The 22,989-nt window shown below is 22.3% G+C and carries 16 protein-coding genes and 1 tRNA gene; 15 read left to right on the top strand and 2 right to left on the bottom strand.

From position 1 onward, the window contains the following. Positions 1 to 5 precede the first annotated feature (5 nt). A complete protein-coding gene (locus N3A58_08860; GenBank protein MCX8059507.1) occupies positions 6 to 1,190 on the top strand; it encodes a hypothetical protein in 1,185 nt (394 codons plus the stop codon). A gap of 177 nt (positions 1,191 to 1,367) precedes the next feature. On the opposite strand, the gene N3A58_08855 is transcribed toward N3A58_08860, so the two are convergent. Further along, positions 1,368 to 1,454: transfer RNA gene (locus tag N3A58_08855), tRNA-Ser, on the bottom strand. Positions 1,455 to 1,602: 148 nt separating this feature from the next. Here N3A58_08855 and N3A58_08850 point away from each other — a divergent pair. The 9 genes from N3A58_08850 to N3A58_08810 all read left to right on the top strand — a co-directional run bounded on the left by N3A58_08850 (position 1,603) and on the right by N3A58_08810 (position 12,975). Continuing rightward, on the top strand, positions 1,603 to 4,062 hold the full coding sequence (locus tag N3A58_08850; protein MCX8059506.1) for a chemotaxis protein CheA: 2,460 nt from the start codon (positions 1,603 to 1,605) through the stop codon (positions 4,060 to 4,062). Then, positions 4,059 to 4,523 carry a chemotaxis protein CheX gene (locus N3A58_08845; protein ID MCX8059505.1) on the top strand — a complete coding sequence of 155 codons (465 nt, stop codon included), beginning with the start codon at positions 4,059 to 4,061 and terminating at the stop codon, positions 4,521 to 4,523. The genes N3A58_08850 and N3A58_08845 overlap by 4 nt, the downstream gene beginning before the upstream one ends. Before the next feature lie 136 nt (positions 4,524 to 4,659). Next, positions 4,660 to 5,145, top strand: coding sequence for a chemotaxis protein CheW (locus N3A58_08840; protein MCX8059504.1), 486 nt, complete (start codon positions 4,660 to 4,662; stop codon positions 5,143 to 5,145). A 53-nt stretch (positions 5,146 to 5,198) separates the two neighbouring features. After that, positions 5,199 to 6,446 carry a hypothetical protein gene (locus N3A58_08835; protein ID MCX8059503.1) on the top strand — a complete coding sequence of 416 codons (1,248 nt, stop codon included), beginning with the start codon at positions 5,199 to 5,201 and terminating at the stop codon, positions 6,444 to 6,446. A 20-nt stretch (positions 6,447 to 6,466) separates the two neighbouring features. Then, a complete protein-coding gene (locus N3A58_08830) occupies positions 6,467 to 7,630 on the top strand; it encodes a hypothetical protein (protein ID MCX8059502.1) in 1,164 nt (387 codons plus the stop codon). 147 nt (positions 7,631 to 7,777) lie between these two features. Beyond that, positions 7,778 to 9,076, top strand: coding sequence for a hypothetical protein (locus N3A58_08825; GenBank protein MCX8059501.1), 1,299 nt, complete (start codon positions 7,778 to 7,780; stop codon positions 9,074 to 9,076). A 12-nt stretch (positions 9,077 to 9,088) separates the two neighbouring features. Beyond that, positions 9,089 to 9,808, top strand: coding sequence for a hypothetical protein (locus N3A58_08820; GenBank protein MCX8059500.1), 720 nt, complete (start codon positions 9,089 to 9,091; stop codon positions 9,806 to 9,808). Positions 9,809 to 9,838: 30 nt separating this feature from the next. Continuing rightward, complete coding sequence (locus tag N3A58_08815; protein MCX8059499.1) at positions 9,839 to 10,753, top strand: 1-acyl-sn-glycerol-3-phosphate acyltransferase; 915 nt, start codon at positions 9,839 to 9,841, stop codon at positions 10,751 to 10,753. 32 nt (positions 10,754 to 10,785) lie between these two features. Next, entirely contained in the window at positions 10,786 to 12,975 is a 2,190-nt protein-coding gene (locus tag N3A58_08810; GenBank protein ID MCX8059498.1) for a hypothetical protein, read from the top strand. Positions 12,976 to 13,013: 38 nt separating this feature from the next. Here the strand turns inward: N3A58_08810 and N3A58_08805 are convergent, their stop codons facing one another. Further along, entirely contained in the window at positions 13,014 to 13,718 is a 705-nt protein-coding gene (locus tag N3A58_08805; protein ID MCX8059497.1) for a DUF554 domain-containing protein, read from the bottom strand. A gap of 122 nt (positions 13,719 to 13,840) precedes the next feature. Between N3A58_08805 and N3A58_08800 the strand changes: the two genes are divergently transcribed. From N3A58_08800 to N3A58_08780, 5 genes are all read left to right on the top strand, one after another. Next, positions 13,841 to 14,794, top strand: coding sequence for an NAD(P)-dependent oxidoreductase (locus tag N3A58_08800; protein ID MCX8059496.1), 954 nt, complete (start codon positions 13,841 to 13,843; stop codon positions 14,792 to 14,794). 34 nt (positions 14,795 to 14,828) lie between these two features. Continuing rightward, positions 14,829 to 16,721, top strand: a complete 1,893-nt coding sequence (locus N3A58_08795) for an ABC-F family ATP-binding cassette domain-containing protein (GenBank protein MCX8059495.1) — start codon at positions 14,829 to 14,831, stop codon at positions 16,719 to 16,721. Further along, entirely contained in the window at positions 16,718 to 17,041 is a 324-nt protein-coding gene (locus N3A58_08790; GenBank protein ID MCX8059494.1) for a hypothetical protein, read from the top strand. The genes N3A58_08795 and N3A58_08790 overlap by 4 nt, the downstream gene beginning before the upstream one ends. A 118-nt stretch (positions 17,042 to 17,159) precedes the next feature. Next, positions 17,160 to 20,132 (top strand): MFS transporter, encoded by a 2,973-nt coding sequence (locus tag N3A58_08785; protein MCX8059493.1) that lies wholly within the window; start codon positions 17,160 to 17,162, stop codon positions 20,130 to 20,132. Continuing rightward, positions 20,129 to 22,945, top strand: coding sequence for a HAMP domain-containing protein (locus N3A58_08780; GenBank protein MCX8059492.1), 2,817 nt, complete (start codon positions 20,129 to 20,131; stop codon positions 22,943 to 22,945). Before N3A58_08785 ends, N3A58_08780 begins: the two co-directional genes overlap by 4 nt. Positions 22,946 to 22,989: the final 44 nt, after the last annotated feature.

Below are 22,989 nucleotides of genomic sequence, written 5' to 3'. Positions count from 1 at the left end.
GTAATATGAAATTGTGTTTAATATTTGGTGGTGTTTCTCCAGAACATGAAGTCTCTATTGCTTCAGCTTATTATTGTTATAATACAATTAAAAAATATTTTAAAAATATAGAATTAAGTCTAATTTATATTTCAAAAAATAATCTAATATATTCGAAAAGGTGTCCATATGAAATATTTAATTATTTTGAAAAAGAAAATAAAACTATAATAGATAAATTTTCACTTGAAAAAATACTTGATCAAAAAGATGTTGAAAATGAAAAAGAAGATATTTCATTTTTGGCTAAAAAGATAATTGATTATGATCTTATATTTCCAATGATACATGGTCCTTATGGAGAGGATGGAAATCTCCAAGGATTTATTTCTATATTAAAAAAGAAGTTAATTGGTTTTGATACTCTAAATTCAGCGATAGGTATGGATAAAGTAATATTTAAAAATATTTGTATTGCAAACAATATTAAAGTAGCCCCATTCATATGGTACCCAGTATACAATTTTATTTTAACAAGTGAGCTTGAAAATTTTATGATCTTATCCAAAAAAATAGATCCTATAGAATATTATCAGAAAAAATTATTTATAAACATAAAGGATAATTTTTTAAATAAAGAAATTATTAAAGAAGTATTTGAAAAATCTAAAAAATTATATTCACTCCCATTTTTTCTCAAAGCATCAAATCTTGGTTCATCAATTGGAGTTTATAAAATTGATTCTTATGAGAAATTTTGGACAAGTTTAAAAGAACTTATATTTTTGACAGATAAAATAATTATTGAAAAACAAATAGAAGGTTTTGAAATAGAAGTTTCTTATTTGAAACTGAAAGATTTTACTGATTTTATATCACTCCCAGGTAGAGTTATCCCTTCAGAAGAATTTTATTCTTATGAAGACAAATATCTTAAAAATGAAGCTAAATTTGAAATTCCTGTAAAACTAGAAGATAAAATTATAGATAATTTTAGAGCTATTAGTTTAAATATCATAAAAGCTTTAAATGCAAAGGGATTTGCAAGAATAGATTTCTTTTATGATAATAAGAATAATGAAATATATTGCAATGAAATAAATAGTATTCCAGGTTTTACTAGAATTTCTATGTATCCTCAATTGCTTTTAAAATCAGGGCTTTCTGAAAAAGATATTTTTGAAAATCTAATATTTAGTTCATTGTATTGATATAATAAGTTTTCAATTTTTTATGTAAATTTTTTCAAAATTAATAAAGAAAATTTTAAATTATTAAGTAAATATTTCTAATCAAGAACATTTTTAAAATGAGATTTTTAGTAATAAAAATATTAGAATAAATAAAGCCAATATAAAATTAATTATCTTTTCATTTTTGTGAGAAAACGGAGAGAGAGGGATTCGAACCCCCGGTCCCCGTGAGGGGACAACGATTTTCAAGACCGCCGCATTCGACCACTCTGCCATCTCTCCCTTATTAAACTTATTTAAATAATTTTTTTATAATTGTCAAGTAATTTTTAATTATAAATTCTTATTAAAGTTAATTTGACAAAATATTAAAAATAAATTATAAATTTTAAAAGATTAAATTTTAATTATTAAATTAGGATAAAATTATATGGAAAAACTTGAAAATTTTGAAGAGTTTTTTTCTGAGTTTATTGTAGAAGCAAATGAAATGATTGAAAATATGGAACAATCTATAATAGAGCTTGAAAAGGACAATAAAAATAGAGAAAAGATAAATGAGATATTTAGAGGGGCCCATACAATAAAAGGTTCTTCAGCAACTCTAGGATTAAATGATATTTCAAAGTTTGCACATATTTTTGAAGATTCCCTTGATTTTATTAGAAGAAATAAAAATTTACCTATTACCTCAGAACTCATTGATATTATATTGGAAGGAATTGATACTTTAAAATTACTTCTTCAAGCAAAACAAAATAATGAAGTTAAAATACCAGATATTGAAGATATTATAAAAAGAATAGAGAATATCCCATCTATGTATTCTATAAATGTAAATGAGAAAGAAAAAGAGAGAAAAGTAATTAAAGAAGAAAAGGAAGAAAATGTTGAAGAATATAATAAAAAAGTTAAAAAAATAGAAGAGTATGAAGCTCAAAAAATTCAAAACGAAGAAAAAAATGAATTAATTGAAAAAGAAGATAAAAAAAATATTTCTATTCCAAAATCTAAAATAGATGAAATGTTTTCTGATGTTGATTTTGAGTATACAAAACTTTATAAAATTACTGTTTACTTTTCAAAGGATGATCCCATGGCTTCAGTTGGTCCAATTCAGGTATATTCTTCTTTAAGAGACCTTGGAGTTGTATATTATACATATCCCGAATATGAAATACTTAAAAAAAATGAGTTTCATCAATTTACTATCTATTTTTTTTCATCAAATAAGAATAGAGAAGTTATTTATAATTTTACTTATATACCTGATACTACAACAGAAGTTATAATTAAAGAATTAAATAAAGATGATTTATTGGAATTTTCTGCAGACAAAATAATTGATAATAATAAAGATGATAAAATTGAAAATTATGAAAAGGGATTAGAAGAGGATAATTCTAATAATGAGGTTTATGAAGAAGATAGCGAAAAATTTAATAAAAGAGAAACAGAAGAAAAAACAATTTCTAAATATGATGTGAATGAAGAGGAAAAATTTGAGGAAAATAAATCACCAGCAGTCCAGGTTAAACAGAAAACTATTATTAGAGTTGACTCGGAAAGAGTTGATGAACTTCTTAATATGGTATCTCAATTAGTTATAAATAAAGCTTCTTTTTCAGATAGTTTGAATAGGCTGAGTGATAGTATCTCTAAGATTTCTAATTATGAGGATATTTTAATAAAATCTATTAAAGATTTGATTATAAAACTTGGTGAAAAAACAAATCTTATTGATTTTGGAAATGAGATATTTGAAAATTTTGAAAAAATTATAAATAGCTTTTCTAATGGATTTAAACAGATAAGAAGTAATCTTGATAACTTACAGAGTGATATACACATTCATTCAAATATTATTAATCAAATGCGTGATAGTGTTATGAAAGTTAGGATGGTACCTATTGAACAGCTTTATTCTAGGTTTCCAAGAATAGTGAGAGATTTGCAGAAAAAACTTAACAAAGATATAGAACTTATCTTAGAAGGTCAAGATACAGAACTTGATAAATCAATAATAGAAGAATTAAATGATCCCTTAATGCATATGTTGAGGAATTGTATAGATCATGGTATCGAATCACCAGCTGAAAGAAAAGCTATTGGGAAAAATCCTATTGGAAAAGTTAAAATCTCTGCTAGAAATGAAGGAAGTATTATCTATATTTCTGTTTCTGACGATGGAAGGGGAATAGATTATAATGAAGTTAGGAAAAAAGCTATTGATAAAGGTTTAATCTCTCCAAATGATAATTTGACTATATCAGAAATTTATAATTTTCTTTTTTTACCAGGTTTTTCTACAGCGAAAAAAGTTTCTGAAGTATCTGGTAGAGGTGTTGGTCTTGATGTTGTTAAAAAGTCTATAGAAAAATTAAATGGGACAGTTTCAGTTGATTCAAAAGTTGGTTATGGAACTACTTTTACAATTAAGTTACCTTTAACACTTGCTATTATTAAAGCCCTTATGGTTGATATAGACAATGAAGTTTATGCTATTCCCATTGATTCAATATTTGAAACAAAAAGGATAGAGTATAATGAAATATTTAAAATTGAAAATAAAAATGTAATAAAATTAAGGAATGAATTTATATCTGTAATTATATTGAGAGAACTTTTTAGTATGGGTAATATAGAAGATTTTAAAAGTGGTTACCTTGTAATAGTTGGTTTTGAGGGTAAAAAAGTAGGACTAGTTGTTGATAATATGCTTGGTGAAGAAGACATTGTTATAAAACCATTAAGCAATAAACTTACAAAAGTAACAGGTATTTCAGGTGCTTCTATACTTGGAAATGGAGATATTGCTTTAATACTTGATGTTAATCAACTAGTTGAATTTCAACAAGTTGAGAATATTGAGCAAAAGGAGACTATATGAACATAGAGTATATCAATCCATTTGTTGAGGCTTCTTATGAAATTCTAAGTGAAGTTTTACAAGTTGAAATTAAAAGAGGGGAACTTTATTTAAAAGAGAATGTTTCATCAATTAAAGGTGTTGGTGTTATTGTTGGACTTATTGGAGAAGCAGAAGGAAGACTTATTCTTGATATGAATGAAAAAACAGCTTGTGAAATAGCTTCTATAATGAATGGTGAAAAATATACAAAAGTGGATGAAATTGTTAAAGATACTATTTCCGAAGTTTCAAATATGATTACTGCTTTATCTATTACTAAACTTCATGACAAAGGCTTTAATTTTGATCTTACCCCACCTTCAATAATAAGTGGTAAAGAAGTTGAAGTAAGAGATAAAGATTTAGAAACACTTGTAGTCCCATTAATTTTACCTTTCGGAACCGTAGAAATAAATATAGCAATTAAAGAAGAATTTTAATAAATAGTTTAATTTTGTAGAATTTTTTTAATTGATTTATTATTTTTTAATTAAAAACTATTATTAAAGTGTAAAAATTTAAAAAGTTGTTCTAAAAAATTTTTTATTATTTAATTTTAATAAGTGTGGAGTAAATATGGAGAAAAAATATGTTACCTTTCATCTTGGTAGTGAAATATATGCAATAGATATAATGTTTGTAAAAGCTGTTTATAAACTTGAAGTTATATATAGATTACCAAATATGCCTGAATCTATAAAGGGGGTTTTTAAAGTTAGAAATAATATAGTACCAATAGTAGATTTAAAACAAAGATTTGTTTTTGAAGGAACAGATGATAGTTCTTCTACAGTTCTTGTTGTTAATGTTAATGGGATGGAAATTGCTATTATAATCGATAAAGTGAGGAAAGTTATAGATATTGATTCGAGTGTTATTCAACCACCACCAGTTTTGAATTCAGGAATTCAAAAAGAGTATTTAGTTGGTATTGCTAAGATAGGGGATAACAAAGAGGATATAATTTTAATTATTGATATACAAAAGTTATTTTCTCCATCTGAAATTTCTAAATTAAAAAATTTAAAAACTTCTCAAATAAAAAATTTGAAATCTATATAAATTGAAAGCAATTATAAATAAAAAAAAATTCCTATTAACCGATAGTTTAAAGTATGAAGTGTTTTAGTACTAAAAGTATTTTTTTCTTTCTTTTCTTTATATTTCTATTTTTATTTTCAATTTTTTTAAGTAAATATTTTTCTTTAGTAGGTTACTTAAATGCAGTAGAAGAGAGTGAAGATTCGTTATTTATAAATTCCTTAGAAAAATTAAAAGATAATAAGTATTCAGAAGCTATAAATTTATTAGAAATATTATTAAACAAGTATCCAGAATCTTCTAAAACAGGAGATTATAATTTTTTTTTAGGGATTTCCTATTATCTTATTAAAAATTATTCAAAATCTAAGGAATCATTATTAAAGGTTACATTATCAGAAAATCAATTTAGTTTTAAAGTAGATTCTCTTTACTTTCTAGGCAAACTAAATTACTTTAATAAAAAATATAATGAAGCTTTATCTTATTTTATTAATTATCTTGATAAAAATAGTAGTGGAATTACTAATATAAATAGTTATTATTATATTTCTGAAATTTATGGATTACTTAAAAACAAAGTTCAACAAGAAAAATATTATAAATTATTTTTTAATAATTCTTTTAATGAGAACTTAAAATTTTCAAAAAATAATTTGACAAATCTTTCAGATTATCTTTTTTTAAGAGAAAAATACTATATATATTATTGTATAATAAATAGTTATAAAAATCTTTTATTAAAAGGAATAGATATTAGTTTCAAAGATGAATCTGAAAAGAAAGTTGATTATATTGAACAGATTGAGGCAGAACTTAATAAACTAAAAAAAGAAAATGAAGAATTAAAAAATAAAATAGCAATTTATGAAAAAAACATGAGTGAAAAAATATCAAGTGATGTAAATACATTATTGGATAAACTAAATAAACTTGAGGTAGAAAATGCAACATTAAAAATAGAAAACGAGCAATTAAGGATAGCTTTGAATAAAGCTTATGAAACTATAGAATATTTAAAGGTTGAAAATAATTCATTAAAAAATCAGATAAATGATTTAAATAAAAAAGTAGAAGAACTTCAATCACAAAAATATATCATTTCTCAAACTAATGAAGAAGTTAAGAATCAAAATGGAAAGGATAATATTGATAGTAAATTACAAGAATTAGAGAAATTAAAAACAGATGTAGAGAAGAAAAACATTATTTTAGATTTGAAGTTAAGAATACTTGATATATTAAATAAAATTATTGAAAAAAAGATGGCTATTTTAAATGAGTTAATATCAATGATTGAAAAAGTTCAGATAGAGGAATAAATATTAAAGATAATTTTTTTATGAAAAATACTAGGAATAAATGCCTTATTTTGATTTTATTGCCTATTATTTTTTTATTCTTATTTTATTTTGATATACCTTTTAATAGAGAAGGTTTTATAAATTTGAAATTATATGCAGAAAATGAACTTGAAAATGAAGAGTTTAAAATAACAATTGATAAAGATAGTGGTTTTTTTAATGTTTATTCTAAAAAATATAAAGTTTACTATTTTTTCCCTTCTAAGCCATTAACTTCTATTATATTAATAAAATATGATACAACACTGATTCAATTGGATAAAATAAGTGCAATTAAAAGAGAGATATTTTTAGATAAAGATACAATAGTTTATAATTTTGAACTTTCATATTTAAGTTTTATTGAAAAAATAAAGTTTGTTAAAATTGATGATTTAAATACTGGAATTGAAGTAAGTTTTGAGATAATAAATAAAGATAAAAGAGGACACTATATAACTCTAGGCCTTGTTGTAGATACTTATTTAGGCGAATCTAGCTTAACTCCTTTTAGAGTTTCAACAACTGGATTAATAGAAAAAGCTAGAGTCTATGAAAAAACTTCAATCCCTGATATAATTTATTCTTTAGATAATCCAAAAGATCCATCCTATGGAATAGTTTTTTATTTTAGAAAAACTGGTTATACTGTGCCTGAAAGAATTTTTTTATCATCATACGATGATATGGTTATTAACCTATTTGATTATAAAAGTTTCTCTCCTTTAAGTTTTGATAGTAAATATAAAAAAGGGGATGCTGCTATTGGAATTCTTTTTGGTGAAAAATACATTGAAAAATCACAAACTTCTATAAATACTATGCTAATTGGTTTTTATCCAATTTTATCTTCAGAGGAGAAAAAAGAAACAATAGATAAAAGTTCAGAATATCTTGAAAAATATATAAAAGAACAGATAGAGAAGTTAAATAAGAAATTAAATGAATTGAAAGATGTCCTTGATAAAGCTTATATTAAAATTAAAGATATTAAAAAACTTGATGAATTTATTAATAAATTAAATGATATATATAAACTAATAATAATGTTAGAAGAGAATTTAAACAATATAACATTAGAAGAGTTTACAAAAAAGATAAATGAGATAAGTAAAATGATAGATTCACTAGAAAAAGAGATCAATAACTATCTGAAAGATTAATAATTTTCTCTTTAATATAAAATTTTAATGTTTTAATATATTTTTATCAATTAGAATAATTTTTAAAAGCGTTTTAACAAAATAATTATTTTTATTAACAAAATTTGATTAATTGAATTTTTTTTATTTAATTTTATATTTTTTTTGATGAATGAATTAAAAGAAAAAGTTAAAAACTTATTTTCTTGGATTAAACTGGATAATGCAGCAAAAATATACCCAAGCATTACAAATACAAAAAATACAAATTTTTTTAGGGTGTCTGTTTATTTAAAAGAACCTGTTAATATAAGTATTCTAGAAGAAACTTTAAATTATGTATTTCCAAGATTTCCATATTTTCAAGTTTATCTTAAAAAAGGCTTATTCTGGTTTTATTTTGAAAAAACTGATAAAATTCCTCAATTATTATGTGAACAAACTTACCCATGTAGAAGTTTAAAAATATTTAATGATAATTTACTTGTAAAGATTATACCATATAAGAATAGAATTTCTGTAGAATCTACCCATATTTTAACTGATGGATATGGTATCTTGACTTTCTTGAAAGCTTTAACAGGATGCTATTTACATTTTAAGTATGGAGAGGATTTTGATTTTGAAGATTTAATAACTCCAAAAAAAAAGATAAATGAAGAAGAATATGAGGATGCTTTTCAAAGATTTAAAAATATAAAAACTGCAAAAGTTCCTAAAAAGATAAGAGCATTTAAGGTTGATTGTGATGCTAACAAAAATAATGAATATTTTATAGTGAGATTGGAAATTTCAATAGAGGAGATTTCTAAAGTTACAAAAAACTTAGGAGTGACAATTAATGATTTTATTGTTGCCTCTATGATTGAAGCATATCAAAGATATTATATAAATGACTCAAAATTATGGAAAAGAAATAAAAAGCAACCTATTACTGTTGTAGTTCCAGTTAATTTAAGAAAACATTTTGGAGTAAATACATTAAGGAATTTCTCATATATTTTAGATCCTTCTATTGATATGAATCTTGGAATTTTTACTTTTGATGAAATCTTAAACAATGTTCATCATTTTATGAAATTGTATAATACTCCTAAGAATATTTTACCATATCTTAAAAGAAATATAATTTCTGAAAAAAAATTTATTATTAAAATTATTCCATTATTTATTAAGGATTTTATATTGAAATTATCCTATGATGCTATTGGATCAAAACCTGTTTCAACATCTGTTTCAAATATAGGAATTATAAAAATGCCAGAAAAGATGAATAAATACATTGATTCATTTGATTTTATTCCTTCCCCGTCATATACTTTAAAATATTTAACAGGTGTTATAGGATTTCAAGATAAGCTTATTATTAATATAGGAAAAGTTTGTAAATGTACTAAAATAGAGCGGTATTTTATAGAAAATTTCATTAAAAATAATATTAAAGTTAAAGTAAAAACAAATTTTTAATTTGGAGGTTTTATGCCATATTGTAAGAGGTGTGGTATAGAAATAGATCAGAAAAAAGATAGATGCCCTTTATGTGGAGAAATACTTGTAACTTCATTTACCAATATTGATGATAAGGGGGATTTATATCCAAATATTTCAACAAATTCTTTTAATGATAAAAGAGATAATTCTAAAGATATAAAAATAATTTGGTCAATAATTGGATTATTTTTTTCGGTAGCTTTATTTATATTTATTGTTATTTTAATAAAATTTCCACAAACTAAAAATTGGGTATTTTATCCCATTGTTTCTATAATATTTTTCTTTGGTTTAATTTCTATTATCTTTTTTCTTTATAGGAAAATTTTTTTGACTCTTTTTTTAGTTTTTATTGATTTATCAATATTTCTTTTTTTTATTGATTTTATTGATAAAAAAATAAACTGGTTTTTAACTTTGGGATTACCTATTATTATATCAGTAATTGTTTTATGTTTACTTTTTTACTTAACTTTTTTAAAAGTTAAAACTAAAGGTTGGAATATATTTGGTTTTATTTTAATTTATATATCTTTTTTTTGTATTTTAATAGATTTTATAATTTGTTTTTATTCATTTAGAAAGTTTGATCTTATTTGGTCTCCATTTGTTTTAGCGATATTAATTCCAATTTCTATTTATTTTTTATATCTTCATTATGGAGCAAAAAAGAAGTTCAATATAGATAGGTTTTTTCATTTAAATTAATTAATAATTATTATCTTTAGGGGAATAATTATGGAAAATATTAAAAATAAATTAAAAAATGAAAAAGAGAATAAAAAAGAAATTGTAAATTTTTTCCATACTAGAAAAAAAGAAGAAATATATGAAGGTGGACTTAAATATAGTAAACTTATTAAAGGTGGTAAGTTTAAGTTAATACCATTTTTAAGAAATGCTTATAAAGAAGGTAAATTATTAACTACATTTAAAATATTATGGAGGACTTTGCTTTTGGGATTTGAAATACCATTTGCTTATTTGAAAAAGAAAACTATTTCTTGGAAAGAATATTCTTATTTAAGGATGAAATCATGGGGGGAAGATTTATGTAAAATTGCTAAAATAAATCTAAAAATTATAGGGGAAGAATTTCTAAAATTGAATGAAACTTATCTTTTTGCTTCTAACCATCTTTCACCTTATGATATTCCAGTTTTGAGTGCATCTATCCCTGTCCCTAATGGTTATATAGCTAACAAACAATTTACATCCTTTTTTGTAACTCATTTTTGGGTAAGACATTCAGGAGGAGTTTTTATAGATAAGCATGATAAATCTTCTCAAATTAAATCATTAAAAGATATTGCTGACTCTCTAAGAAAAGGTAATAATTTAATTTTATTTCCTGAAGGTTATATGAGCAAGGATGGTGAATTGCAGAGTTTATATAAAGGTGGACTAATGGCGGCATATTATGGCAATGCTTTACTTGTACCAACTTTTATTTATGGTACTAGAGAGGTATGTAAACCTGGTGAGTTTGGTGTTAATAAAGGCAAAGATGTTTTTGTAGCGTTTGATAAACCTTTAAATCTTAAGTTATTAAATAAAGAAGATTTAAAAAACATTGATAAAATTATATTTAATAAGTTAATTAGTTTAAAAGAGAAAATAATATCTATTTTTTTAACAAAAACAGACAAATAGATATAAAAAAGATTTAAAATGAAAGAGCTTTTATGGAAAAATCCTATTATAATTTTAAAAAATTTTCAAAAAATATTAAAAAAAATTTTGTTAATCTAAAAAACAGATACAATTTGTCTTATTTTTTTTACTTTTTATCAATTATATTTTTTATAGGTTTTCTTTTTTATTTTTATGTTTTAATTAATAAGCATACTATTTCTAATAAGTTTGATTTGAAGATAAATAAAGCTTATTGCATTATTGATAACAATATTTTTAAATCAAATAGTATTCTTAAATTAAATGGGGAATGGGAATTTTATTATGATAAACTTTTAATTTCAGAAAAAATTGATTATCAAAATGAAGATTTTATTAATAAATACAGGGACTTTATATTTGTCCCATCATATTGGCAGAAAAATAAAGATAAATTTGGCAAAAATTATCCTTATAGAGGTGTTGCTTCTTATAGATTAATTTTAGAGAATAAAAGTAATATTAAAAATATAGGATTTTTAATTAGAGGGATTGGCGGAGCTTATACTTTTTATATAAATGGTGAAGAAATATTTAGAAAAGGTGTCATAAATAGAGATATAAAAAAAGCAAAATTAAAATTCTCATCTGATGTATTTTATTACTCTTTTAAGGAGGGATATGATAAAATAGAAATAATTATAGAAACTCAATCTGATTATTACTTTAAAAGTGGCATTTATTTACCAATAGAAATTGGAAATCAAAAGGAAGTTATTAATAAAAATATTTTTCAAACAGCATCAGATCTTTTTATTTTTGGAATTGTTTTCATTATGGGCTTTTACCATATTATTTTATATTTTGCTGGTTATAAAGAAAAGGCGTATTTATATTTTGGTTTTTTTTCTATAGTATATTCTTATAGGATAATTTCTACAGGTGTACTTATTATAAATAAAATATTTCCAGAATTAAATATAAATTGGGATCTAAGAATATATCAGATATTTTTATTTTTAATTTTACCTACATTTTCAAGTTTTATTGGTAAATTATTTGAAAAATATTATAGTAAGTTTTTATTTAAATTATTTAATTTTTTCCCTTTATTTTTAATCTTATTAAATTTAATTATTCCATTGAAATATATTGATTATTTGTTAATAATTTTTGAAATATTTGCTTTATTTTTTATGATTTACTTAATTTACATTTTAATAATATCTTCTATAAAAAAATACAAATATACTTTTATTTTCTTTTTCGGAATTTTAATTTTAATTTTATCAACTTTTCATGATATTATAAAAGATTTTGGTTTTGGCTTGCAAATAAATCTAATGCCTATCTCTATTGCTTCTTTTATTTATATTCAATCCTTAATTCTTTCTATTAGGTTTTCTGATGAACATAAAGAAATAATTAAAATGTCTAATGAGCTTGAGAAGTTAAATATTTTTTATCAAAAGTTTGTTCCTCAAACTTTGCTAAACTATTTAAAAAATGATAATTTTAAGGATAAAATTATAACTGGAGAAAATCTTCAGACTAAAATGGGTATGATGCTTATAAAAATTAATAATTATAATGAACTTTCCATTAAACTTAATCATGAAGAAATTATTAAAATAATGAACATGTATTTTAATATTTGGAGTAAAATTATTAGAAAAAATTTTGGTTTTATTGAAAAATTTAGTTCAGAAGGGATTCTTGTTCTTTTTCCTACAAATCCTGAAATATTGTTATTTTCATCAAAAGAAATACTTGAGGAAACAGAGAAAAATATTCTTCTAGAAGAGCAAAAAAGATTGGACTTTTTCATAGTATTGCATTATGGAGATATAGTAATTGGAACAATTGGGAGTGAAGAAAAATTAAATGATGCCTTGATTTCTGAAGATTTAGAGTATTTAAAAATTATGGGGGTTATTAATGATGAGTATAGGTGTAAAGTAATGGTTTCAGAAGGGCTTTATGAAATAATTAAAGATGATGACAAAGAGTTAATGAGATATATCGGCAATATGAAAAAGGGGGATGAAGAAACGACTCTTTATGAATATTTGGGTATTTTTCCTGAAAGAGAGCAATACTTAAGGAGTTTTTATAAAAAAGAGCTAGAAGAAATGATATTGTTTTTTAATAATAAAAAATTTGAAATTGCAAAAGATATTTTATTAAAATTGATTGTAAGGAATAATGATGATAATATTCTTAAATATTACCAAATTAAATTAAATAGTATTGAAAAATGATATTATATGGGAAATATAAGATCAATTTTATAAATAATTTAAATTATTATTTTATTAAAGATATAGTTAATTGGGATAATTAGAATAAGAGATGGAATTAAATTAATAATTTTAAAGTTTTTTAGTTTTAATAGATTTAAACTTAATAAGACTAATATAAAACCACCTGTTGCGCTTATTTCAATTATTAAGTTTTGTGGAATAAAATTACCAAATAAATAGAAAAAAATTGTTAAAAGGCTTTGATAAATAAAAAGGGGAATAAAAGAGAATAAAACCCCTATTCCTAAAGAAGATGTTAAAATAATTGAAGAGAAAAAATCCATTAAAGATTTTGTGATTAAGATAGATGAATTTCTATTTATTCCTTCCTCCATAGCACCAACAATAGTCATAGAACCTATACAAAAAAGTAAAAAAGCAGTAAAAATTCCTTCTGAAAAATTAGTTTTTTTGTTTATGTTATTGGAAAACCTATTTTTAAATTTTTCAAATAAACTATCTAAATATTTGTCAATTTTTAATAGATTGCCAATTAAACCTCCTAAGATTAAAGAAATTAAAACACCTATTGGTTGTTTAGTTGATAAGCACATTTTAAAGCCTATGAATAAAGTAAATACACCAATAATTGAAAACAAAATATTTTCCGTTGATTCATTAATTTTTTTTATTATAGTTAATCCAAGAAATGAACCTATAATTACTGCTAAAGAATTTATTATTGTACCTAAAAGTATCATTGTTTATTTCCCTTTTTTAAGATATTAAAATAATTTTAAAAAAATAAAATTGAAATATTTAAATCATTACTTTTTTTATTATTTTTTAAATTTAAAAAAACTATTAAAAAGGAGTAATAATAATGGATAAATGGAATATAGGTTGGATCGGATTAGGAGTTATGGGGAAATCTATGGTAAGTCATTTTATTTCTAATGGGTTTAAAGTTTTTATTAATACTAGGACCAAAGAAAAAGCATATGAATTGATTAATAAAGGAGCCATTTATTGTGATGGTGTTGATGAACTAGTATTAAAAAGCAATATAATATTTACTATGGTTGGTTTTCCAGAAGATGTGGAAGATGTCTATTTTTCTAATAATAAAATTATTGATACAATTCAAAATTTAAATAAGGGAGAATTAGATTTAAAAGATATAAATTTGGAGAAAGAGTTTTTAGAAAAAAGTGGAAAGAAAAAAATATTTATAGATATGACAACTACTAAACCTTCCATTGCTAAAAAAATTTATAATGAACTTAATAGTTTGAATTGTGGTTTTCTTGATGCTCCTGTTTCAGGGGGAGATGTAGGTGCAAAAAATGCTACACTTTCCATAATGGTTGGAGGAGATAAAAATATTTTTGAATTTGTAAAGCCATATTTTGAAATTATTGGGAAGAACATTGTTTATCAAGGAGAATCTGGTTCAGGTCAGAATACTAAAATGTGCAATCAGATAGTTATTGCAGGTACTATGATAGGGGTTTGTGAAGCTTTAATTTATGCTTATAAAGCTGGTTTAGATATTGAAAAAGTCCTTTTTTCAATAACAAAAGGAGCAGCAGGATGTTGGACTCTTGATAATTTAGCTCCCAGAATTATTAGAGGTGATTTTAATCCAGGTTTTTTTGTTGAACATTTTGTTAAAGATATGGGGATAGCATTGGAAGAAGCTTCAAGAATGAATATATCTCTTCCAGGGCTAGCTCTTGTTCATCAACTATATATTTCATTAAAAGCTCAAGGTGATGGGAAATTAGGTACACAGGCTCTTTATAAGGCTTTAAAAAGATTGAATAATATTAGTTAGAAAAAAAATATAAATTTATAAAAATTAATAAATTATGATAAATATAAAAAATCTATATTTTTCTTATGGAGCTAATAAAATTTTTGAAAATATAAACTTAAATATATATAGGAAAGATAAAATTGGTCTTGTTGGAATTAATGGTTCAGGAAAAACAACATTCTTAAAATTATTATCAGGAGAACTTAAACCAGATAAAGGTGAAATTATATTTGAAGGAAATGTTAAAGTAGGCTATATACCACAAGAATTAAATTTTGATGATAATGAAACTCCACTTAAGCTTTGTAGGAAAGCTTTTGAGGAAGAAAATGATTTAATAAAAAAGTTTGAAAAAATATCAAACAATTTTGCAAATAATTCTAATTTAGCAGAAGAATATGATAAAATTTTGCATTTAATAGAACAGAAAAATGCATTTAATATTGATTATAAAATTGAAAACATTTTATTTAATTTGGGGTTTAATAAGGAAACTATAAATAAAAATCTTGTTAATTTATCAGGTGGTTATAAAATAAGAGCATACATAGGATTTCTTTTATTATTGGATAAGGATTTGCTTCTTCTTGATGAGCCAACAAATTATTTAGATATTGATTCTATAATATTTTTAACAGAATATTTAAAATCTTTTCAAAAATCTTTTATAGTAATTTCTCATGATATTAATTTTCTTGATTCTGTTGTTAATAAAATATTTTACTTAAATAATCAAAAAATATTTGAATTTAATGGATGTAACTATACAAAATTTATAGAGAAAAAAAAAGAAATGGTTGAACAAATTAATAAAATTAATGAAAATAAATTAAAGGAAATTGAACATCTACAAGAATTTGTTGATAGATTTAGAGCAAAGAACACTATTGCAAAAAGAGTTCAAAGTAAAATTAAGTCAATAGAAAAACTTCAAAAAGAGATAACTGATTTAAATTTGAAGGAAAATAAAATTAGTTTTTTTATAAATAATAATGATAACAGATTTTTAAATATTTTGAGTTTTGAAAATGTTGATTTTAGCTATAATTCAATTTTAGATAAGGAAGACTTGATTTTTGAAAATATTTCTTTTTCAATTACAAGAGGTGAAAAAATTCTTCTTCTTGGAAAAAATGGGGTTGGGAAAACTACCCTTCTTAAATTGGCTTCAAATAAATTGAAGCCTATTAAGGGAAGAATAATTTACCATAATAAAGCATCTTATGGTTATTTTTCTCAGGATATTACTGAAAGTTTAAATTATGAAAATGATGTTATAACCGAATTTGAGAAGGAAAATGTTTCTTTAAATATGAAGGATAAGGAGAAGAGAACATATTTAGGAATATTTGGTTTTGAAAAAGATGATATTTATAAAAAAATAAAGTTTCTTTCTGGTGGTGAAAAAGTTAGATTATTAATTGCAAAGATATTTGTAAATTCTCCTGATATTTTACTTCTTGATGAACCAACAACTTATTTAGATATTAATTCAAAAGATATATTAGCTCAATGTATTATCAATTTTAATGGAGCAGTAATTCTTGTTTCCCATGATATTGACTTTATAAAAAAAACTGCATCTATCCTTTGGACTATTGAGAATAGAAAAATTAAAGTTTTAAAAAATTTAGATGAGTACTTAGATAGAAAAAAAATAGAATTAGTAAGTAAATATGATAGAGAAAATAAAGAAAAGATTGGTTTTAATAATTTTAAAAATAATGATAATAAAAGAAAAAAAGATGATTATAAAAAAAGAGTAAATGAAAAAAGAAAAATTGAAATAGAAAATGATATATTAAAAATTGAAAATAGAATTAAAGAAATAGAAAAAAGGTTTTTGGTAGAAAATTGGAAAAAAGAACATATTTTTTTAAAAAATGAATATGAAGAACTAAAAGATAAACTTAAAAAACTTGAAGAGGAATGGTTTAATTTATGAGATATTCACCAATGTGGGAGAAATTAGTAAAACTTATAAATTCAATCCCTGATTATAAATTACAGAATATTTTATTAAAAATTAATGATAAAGAACTTGGAATAATTTATCAGGTAGGTGATGAAAGGATAAATTCTAAAATTCGGTCTTTAACTGGTAAAATCAAATTTGATAAAATATTAGAAGAACAAAAAGTTTTAAAGCATCAATTTGTTCCAAAAAATACTTTTGAGTTTATTATTTTGAATCTTATTCATGTCTTGGAAGAAGAGGATGATTATAAAAAATCAAGTATATACTTAAAACCAAAAGATAAATAAGTAATCTTTTCATAAGTCTTATAATAATTTACTAAATTTAAGCTTATAGTTTTTTGAATTTTAAAATTATTTAATTAGAATTATTTAAAATAGAGTAAGTTTTAAAAGGGTTTTTATTATGTTAAAAAAATTATATTTGGTGTTTATTATAATTTTATTATTTTTTATATTTTTTAATAAAGGTTTTTTAAATATTAGACCTTTTACTAAATTTGTATCATTTAATATGCCTTATAGAATAGTTGGAGATAGAAGTAATAACATTTATGTAATAGATAATTCTAAAAGAAGAATAATTAAATTCGATCAAGAAGGTTATATTAAATATATTATTAATGGAGGATTAAGAGATAATGGAAAATTCTTTTATGCTGAAGATTTTGTTTTTGATGATAATGAAAATCTTTATGTAGTAAATAGGATTCCGGATAAAGGGGGCTTTTATACTATATCTGAAGAAATTGTAAGATATTCAAAAGATGGAAAATATTTAGATAAAATATTCAAGATTGAATATAAAGAAAAAGATTCAAATCTTATACAGAAAGGGAAAATAAATAAAATAATTTACTCTAACAAACAAATTAAATGGTTTTATTTAGATAAAGATGAAATTGTTTACTATATCTATGATATTAGTCTTAAAAAAATTATCGAAGTTAAAAAATTTCTTTTTCAATATGCTTCAATTCTTATTTATAACATAATAGAATTTAATAATTTTCAATGGCTTTTAATAACAAAGAAAGGTGATATAATACTTTTAGATTATTCAAAAGGATCATTTTTTACAAATTTTGTTGATAGAAACATTATTAATTCACCTTATGATATTGCTATTGATACATTTAATAACTTATATTTTTCTGATATTTTAGATAGATCTATTTATAGATACAAGTATGGTGTTTTAGAAAAATTTATTTCTGAACAAGATTTAAATGATGAAGGAATATTTTATAATATATTTATTTTAAATTCTTCTAAAGATGTTCTATTTACTGGTTTTAATGATAAAATTTTAATGGTTAATATCGAAACTAAAAATATACATTTATATGATAAATGTTATTATAAAAATAGCCAGTTTCTTTTTATTAATATATTCTGGATAGTTTTTATTTTTACAATTGTTAATATAATTGCATTTATTTTTAGTTTTTTAATAACAATAATAAGAAAAAACTCAAAAGTATTTTTTAATGTAATTTTAATAGTTATAGTTGCTACTTTGTCAACATTTTTTATAACAAAATTAATGTTAAAAAATTTTAATAATAGGTATATTGATATAGTTGATCAAAAATGTTCACTTATGGTCCAAATGATTTCGAGTAATTTAAATGGAGATATTTTAGAAAGGATTAAGACAAAAGATGATTTTTTAAGCAAAGATTACATGGAATTAAGAGAATTTTTACACAAAGCTTTAAATTATAACAATGATAGATGGAATGAAAATTATTATTTTGCAATTTACAAAGTTATTGATAATAAATTATATGGTTACATGTATCTTAATGATCAAATTGGAATAAATTATCCTATATTAGGATGGTATGAAGAAGAAGATAGTGCCCCTTCAAAAGCAATAAAAGGTGAAATAGTTTTTGAGATAGATGAAGACCAATGGGGTTCTTGGTTTTATTCAATGGGGCCGATTAAAAATTCAAAGGGGGAAATCATTGGATTAATAGAAATTGGTTCTGATTTTTATAGTTTCAATTTAGAAAACTGGAATCTTATAAAGAGAGTCATTCTTGATATTGCTACTATTCTTGTTGTTTTAATAATAATATTTTTTGAATTTTTATTTATCACTGATATTGTTGATAAGAAGGATAAAAAAAATTCTGAATTTTCAGACACATATTTTGTAAGACCATTTAATTTTATTTTTACTTTTGCAATAAGTATGTCTATTTCATTTATCCCATTGATGATGAGAGATATTTACATCAAATTTATTGATAAAGGAAATAATTTTGTTTTTAATTGGGGACAAGAATTAATTATAGCCCTGCCTTTATCATCGGAAATGTTATTGTTTAGTATAGCTTTATTATTAGGGGGAATAGTTGTAAATTTTAGCGGTTTTAGAAAAGTTATGATATTTGGAATAATTATTTCTACTTTAGGGTTATTATTTTCTGCTTTATTTGACAATCCTTATTTATTTATTTTTGCTAGAGCTATTGTTGGTTTGGGTTCAGGATTTATTTTAATTTCACTAAGAAGTTGTATAAATTGTGAAATGGATCAAGTAAAAAGAAGTTTGTCATTTTCTCATTATTATTCTGGAGCTTTAGCTGGTGTAAATGCTGGTGTTGTTATTGGTGCTTTTTTTGCTGATCAATATGGATATAAGTTAACTTTTTATGTAGCAGTTATATTAATTATAATTTCTTTTATCTTTGGTTTAAAATATCTTATAAAAAATGAAGATATCAAGACAAATAGAAATATTTCTAATGTTAATATGTATTCAAAAATATTTCAACTTTTATTTAACTGGAAAGTTATATCTTATCTTATTTTTGCAATTATGCCAACTTATGTAGCAGGTATGTTCTTATTTTATTATTTGCCATTATTTAGTGAAAAAATTAATCTTAATATATCAGATGTTGGAAGATTGTTCATATTAAATGGTATTTTGATTATTTATCTTGGACCTTTTTTAAGTGGATTTATGAAAAAATATATAAGTAACAGAACCGGTATATTTTTAACATCTATTTTTTGGGCTTTAACGATAATATATTTTGCACTTAATCAAAATTTAATAGGATTGATTCTTACTATAATTTTTATGGGAATAGTTGAAGGTTTTGGAGTTGTTTTTCAAAATGATTTTTTTCTTGAAATACCAGTTGTAAAAAAAATAGGTGAAGATTTATCTGTAACATATTTTGAATTATTTGCAAAATTTGCAGAAGTTATTGCTCCTATAATATTTGGATGGATATTATTATTTAAAGAAAAAAATGGTATGTTTTTATTTGGAATTATTATGATTGTAATTTCTATTATTTACTTTTTCCCATTCTTATTTTCTTTTATTAAAAGGAAAAAGCAGAGGGTAGTATGATTAATTTTAAAAGTATGAAAAAATTAAAATTAAAGTTTAGTGAAATTTTTTTGAATTCATTTTTAAAAAATGAGTTAATAAAAAAAAGTTTAATTATTCTTCTAGATATTTTAATTCTAATTGTTTTATTATATTTTATTATTTTCTTAAAAGATTATAATTATAAATCAAAAGAGATTTACCTTTCTTATCCATCAATATTTTTAAAAGATATAAACCAAAATAATTATATTGTTGATAATTCTTCTAAAAGAATAATTAAAGCTGATAGTAATTATAAATTAAAATATATTATAAATAGTAGTAAAAAGTCAAATAGAGGTTTTTATCAAGTAGTTGATATAGCAGTTGATAATGAGGAAAACTTATATGTTTTAAATTCTGTTCTTGATGATAATGGTTTTTATATAAATAGAATTTCTGTGATTAAGTATAATAAATATGGTAAATTTGATAAGTTAATCTATGAAAGAAACTATAAAAATGAAGAATTATCTTATATAAATGTTCAAAGATCTTTATATAAAAATTTAATTTATAAAAAAAATATGTTATATTTTTTTCTTTTTGACAATAATAGTGTTAAACAATATGAATATAATATTGATTTAGAAAAGTTAAATAATAAAGAAATATTTAATTTTGAAAAGGCTAATTTATTTATTTTTAATATATTCGCTGATGAAAAAAATGAATATTATATTGCAACAAAGAGAGGTGAAATTTATGAAGTTAAAGATGGGAAATTTAATTTAATATATAAAGAACCTAATAGTTTACCTTACTCTATAAATAAAATAGATGATACTTTTGTATTAAGTGATCTTCTACATAAAAATATTGTTAAAATTTATTATAACAATAAAGAATTTTTATTTAAAACTAGTTTTAATGATCAAAGTCTAGAAAATTATACAAATATTTATAATTACTATTATAATATTAAAGTTTCAGGTAGAAATTTACTTCTAACATCTGAAAAATTTTGCATAGAGGTTGATATAGATGGAAAAATAATTAAAGTATTTGATTATATTCTAAATAAAAAGTTAAATATTATTAAATTTTATCTATTTTTTGCGATTGCGATTATTTTAGTTATAATATTTATTTTTTTATTAATTAATACATATAAAATAGTAATGAATAAAAAATTTTCCATTTTCTTTAAAATGTTGATTATATTTATTCCTTTAATTATTATTTCAATAACCTTGACTTCATTTATTATTTATAAAGATTTGATAGATAGGTATGAATCACTCCTTAATAATAAAATAGCAACAATGATTCAAATGGTATCAAAAAGTATTAATAGCCAAGATTTAAATAAGCTAAATTCACCTGAAGATTTTATGTCTGAACCATATGTAAGAATAAAAGAAAAAATATTAACTCTGCTCAACTTTAATAAAGATGAGTGGAATAAAGATTTTTATTTTGCATTACATAAAAAAATTGATAATTATATTTATTCAATAATGTATTTAAATGATGATATAACTGTTAAAACTCCATTTGATTATTTGAATGAAACAAACAGCATATATACAAAAAGTTATGAAGGAGAAATTGCAATAGAAAAATCTGTTGATCAATGGGGCAATTGGTTTTATGGAGTGGGGCCTATTTATGATGATAATCAAAATGTAATGGGATTAGTTGAAATAGGAAAAGATAATATTGCATTTGAAATGAAAAATAGGGAATTAATAAAGAGAACTATAAGAAATGTAATCTTATTAACATTATTTATAATATTTTTTTTATTTTTGATTTTATATTATTTATTAAACTCAATTAAAAGATTAAAAGAAGGTACCCAAATGATAGAAAAAGGGGTTTGGGGAGTTCAGGTTAAAGTTAAAGGAAGAGACGAAATAGAAGATCTTGCAAATTCTTTTAACAAAATGGTTAGTTACATTAATAAATATTTAACAGAGATTACAAATTTAAATAAAACATATTTTAAATTTGTGCCAGAAGAGTTTTTAAAATTTCTTAATAAACAAAATATTACAGATTTTAAACTTGGAGATCAAGTTCAAAAAGAGATGACAATAATGTTTGTAGATATAGTTGGGTTTACTAAGATTTCTGAAAAACTTTCCCCTTCTGAAAATTTTAATTTCCTTAATTCATATTTAAGTATAATTGGGCCTTTAGTTAGAAAAAATAGTGGTTTTATTGATAAGTATATGGGAGATGGAATAATGGCTCTGTATCCAAATTATGCTGGTGATGCTATAGAAACAGCAATAGAAATAAGAAAGACAAGCATTGATTTCAATAAAAAGCAGAAAGAAAAGGGATTACCAGAAATAGATGTCAGATTTGGAATTCACACTGGGTTGCTTATGCTTGGTATTTTAGGTGAAGAGCAAAGAATAGATTCTACAGTTATATCAGATAATGTAAATTTAGCTTCAAGATTAGAGGGATTAACAAGGAAATTTGATGCTTCAATAATAATAAGTGAATTTTCTTATGATAAATTAATAAATAAAGAAATTTATGTTTTTAGATATCTTGGAAAAGTAAGAGTTAAAGGTAAAGAAAATCCTGTTAAAATTTTTGAAGTTTTAGATGGACTTAAAAAAGAAGATAAAATAAAAAGAATAAAATACCTTGAACATTTTCATATTGGAGTGAAATATTTTGAAAATTATGATTATAATAAAGCATTAAATGTTTTTAAAAAAATTGAAGAAAAATTTCCTGATGATAAAGCAACTAACTTCTATATTGAAATATGTAATTATTATTTAAAAGAAAATATTAAAGAGAATGTTTTAATATTTTATGAAAAATGACTAAATTACTTTTTGGCATTAAATAATTTTATCAAAATATTTGT

Source organism: Spirochaetota bacterium, from assembly GCA_026415295.1.
GTDB lineage: Bacteria > Spirochaetota > JAAYUW01 > JAAYUW01 > JAOAHJ01 > JAOAHJ01.
The sequence above is the reverse complement of the archived record's forward strand: the minus strand, read 5'-3'. Positions and strand labels throughout refer to the sequence as shown.

Excerpts from the sequence above, each read along its gene's own strand:
- N3A58_08860 (MCX8059507.1), top strand. The coding sequence starts at position 6 with ATGAAATTGTGTTTAATATTTGGTGGTGTTTCTCCAGAACATGAAGTC.
- N3A58_08850 (MCX8059506.1), top strand. The coding sequence starts at position 1,603 with ATGGAAAAACTTGAAAATTTTGAAGAGTTTTTTTCTGAGTTTATTGTA.
- N3A58_08845 (MCX8059505.1), top strand. The coding sequence starts at position 4,059 with ATGAACATAGAGTATATCAATCCATTTGTTGAGGCTTCTTATGAAATT.
- N3A58_08840 (MCX8059504.1), top strand. The coding sequence starts at position 4,660 with ATGGAGAAAAAATATGTTACCTTTCATCTTGGTAGTGAAATATATGCA.
- N3A58_08835 (MCX8059503.1), top strand. The coding sequence starts at position 5,199 with ATGAAGTGTTTTAGTACTAAAAGTATTTTTTTCTTTCTTTTCTTTATA.
- N3A58_08830 (MCX8059502.1), top strand. The coding sequence starts at position 6,467 with ATGAAAAATACTAGGAATAAATGCCTTATTTTGATTTTATTGCCTATT.
- N3A58_08825 (MCX8059501.1), top strand. The coding sequence starts at position 7,778 with ATGAATGAATTAAAAGAAAAAGTTAAAAACTTATTTTCTTGGATTAAA.
- N3A58_08820 (MCX8059500.1), top strand. The coding sequence starts at position 9,089 with ATGCCATATTGTAAGAGGTGTGGTATAGAAATAGATCAGAAAAAAGAT.
- N3A58_08815 (MCX8059499.1), top strand. The coding sequence starts at position 9,839 with ATGGAAAATATTAAAAATAAATTAAAAAATGAAAAAGAGAATAAAAAA.
- N3A58_08810 (MCX8059498.1), top strand. The coding sequence starts at position 10,786 with ATGGAAAAATCCTATTATAATTTTAAAAAATTTTCAAAAAATATTAAA.
- N3A58_08805 (MCX8059497.1), bottom strand. The coding sequence starts at position 13,718 with ATGATACTTTTAGGTACAATAATAAATTCTTTAGCAGTAATTATAGGT.
- N3A58_08800 (MCX8059496.1), top strand. The coding sequence starts at position 13,841 with ATGGATAAATGGAATATAGGTTGGATCGGATTAGGAGTTATGGGGAAA.
- N3A58_08795 (MCX8059495.1), top strand. The coding sequence starts at position 14,829 with ATGATAAATATAAAAAATCTATATTTTTCTTATGGAGCTAATAAAATT.
- N3A58_08790 (MCX8059494.1), top strand. The coding sequence starts at position 16,718 with ATGAGATATTCACCAATGTGGGAGAAATTAGTAAAACTTATAAATTCA.
- N3A58_08785 (MCX8059493.1), top strand. The coding sequence starts at position 17,160 with ATGTTAAAAAAATTATATTTGGTGTTTATTATAATTTTATTATTTTTT.
- N3A58_08780 (MCX8059492.1), top strand. The coding sequence starts at position 20,129 with ATGATTAATTTTAAAAGTATGAAAAAATTAAAATTAAAGTTTAGTGAA.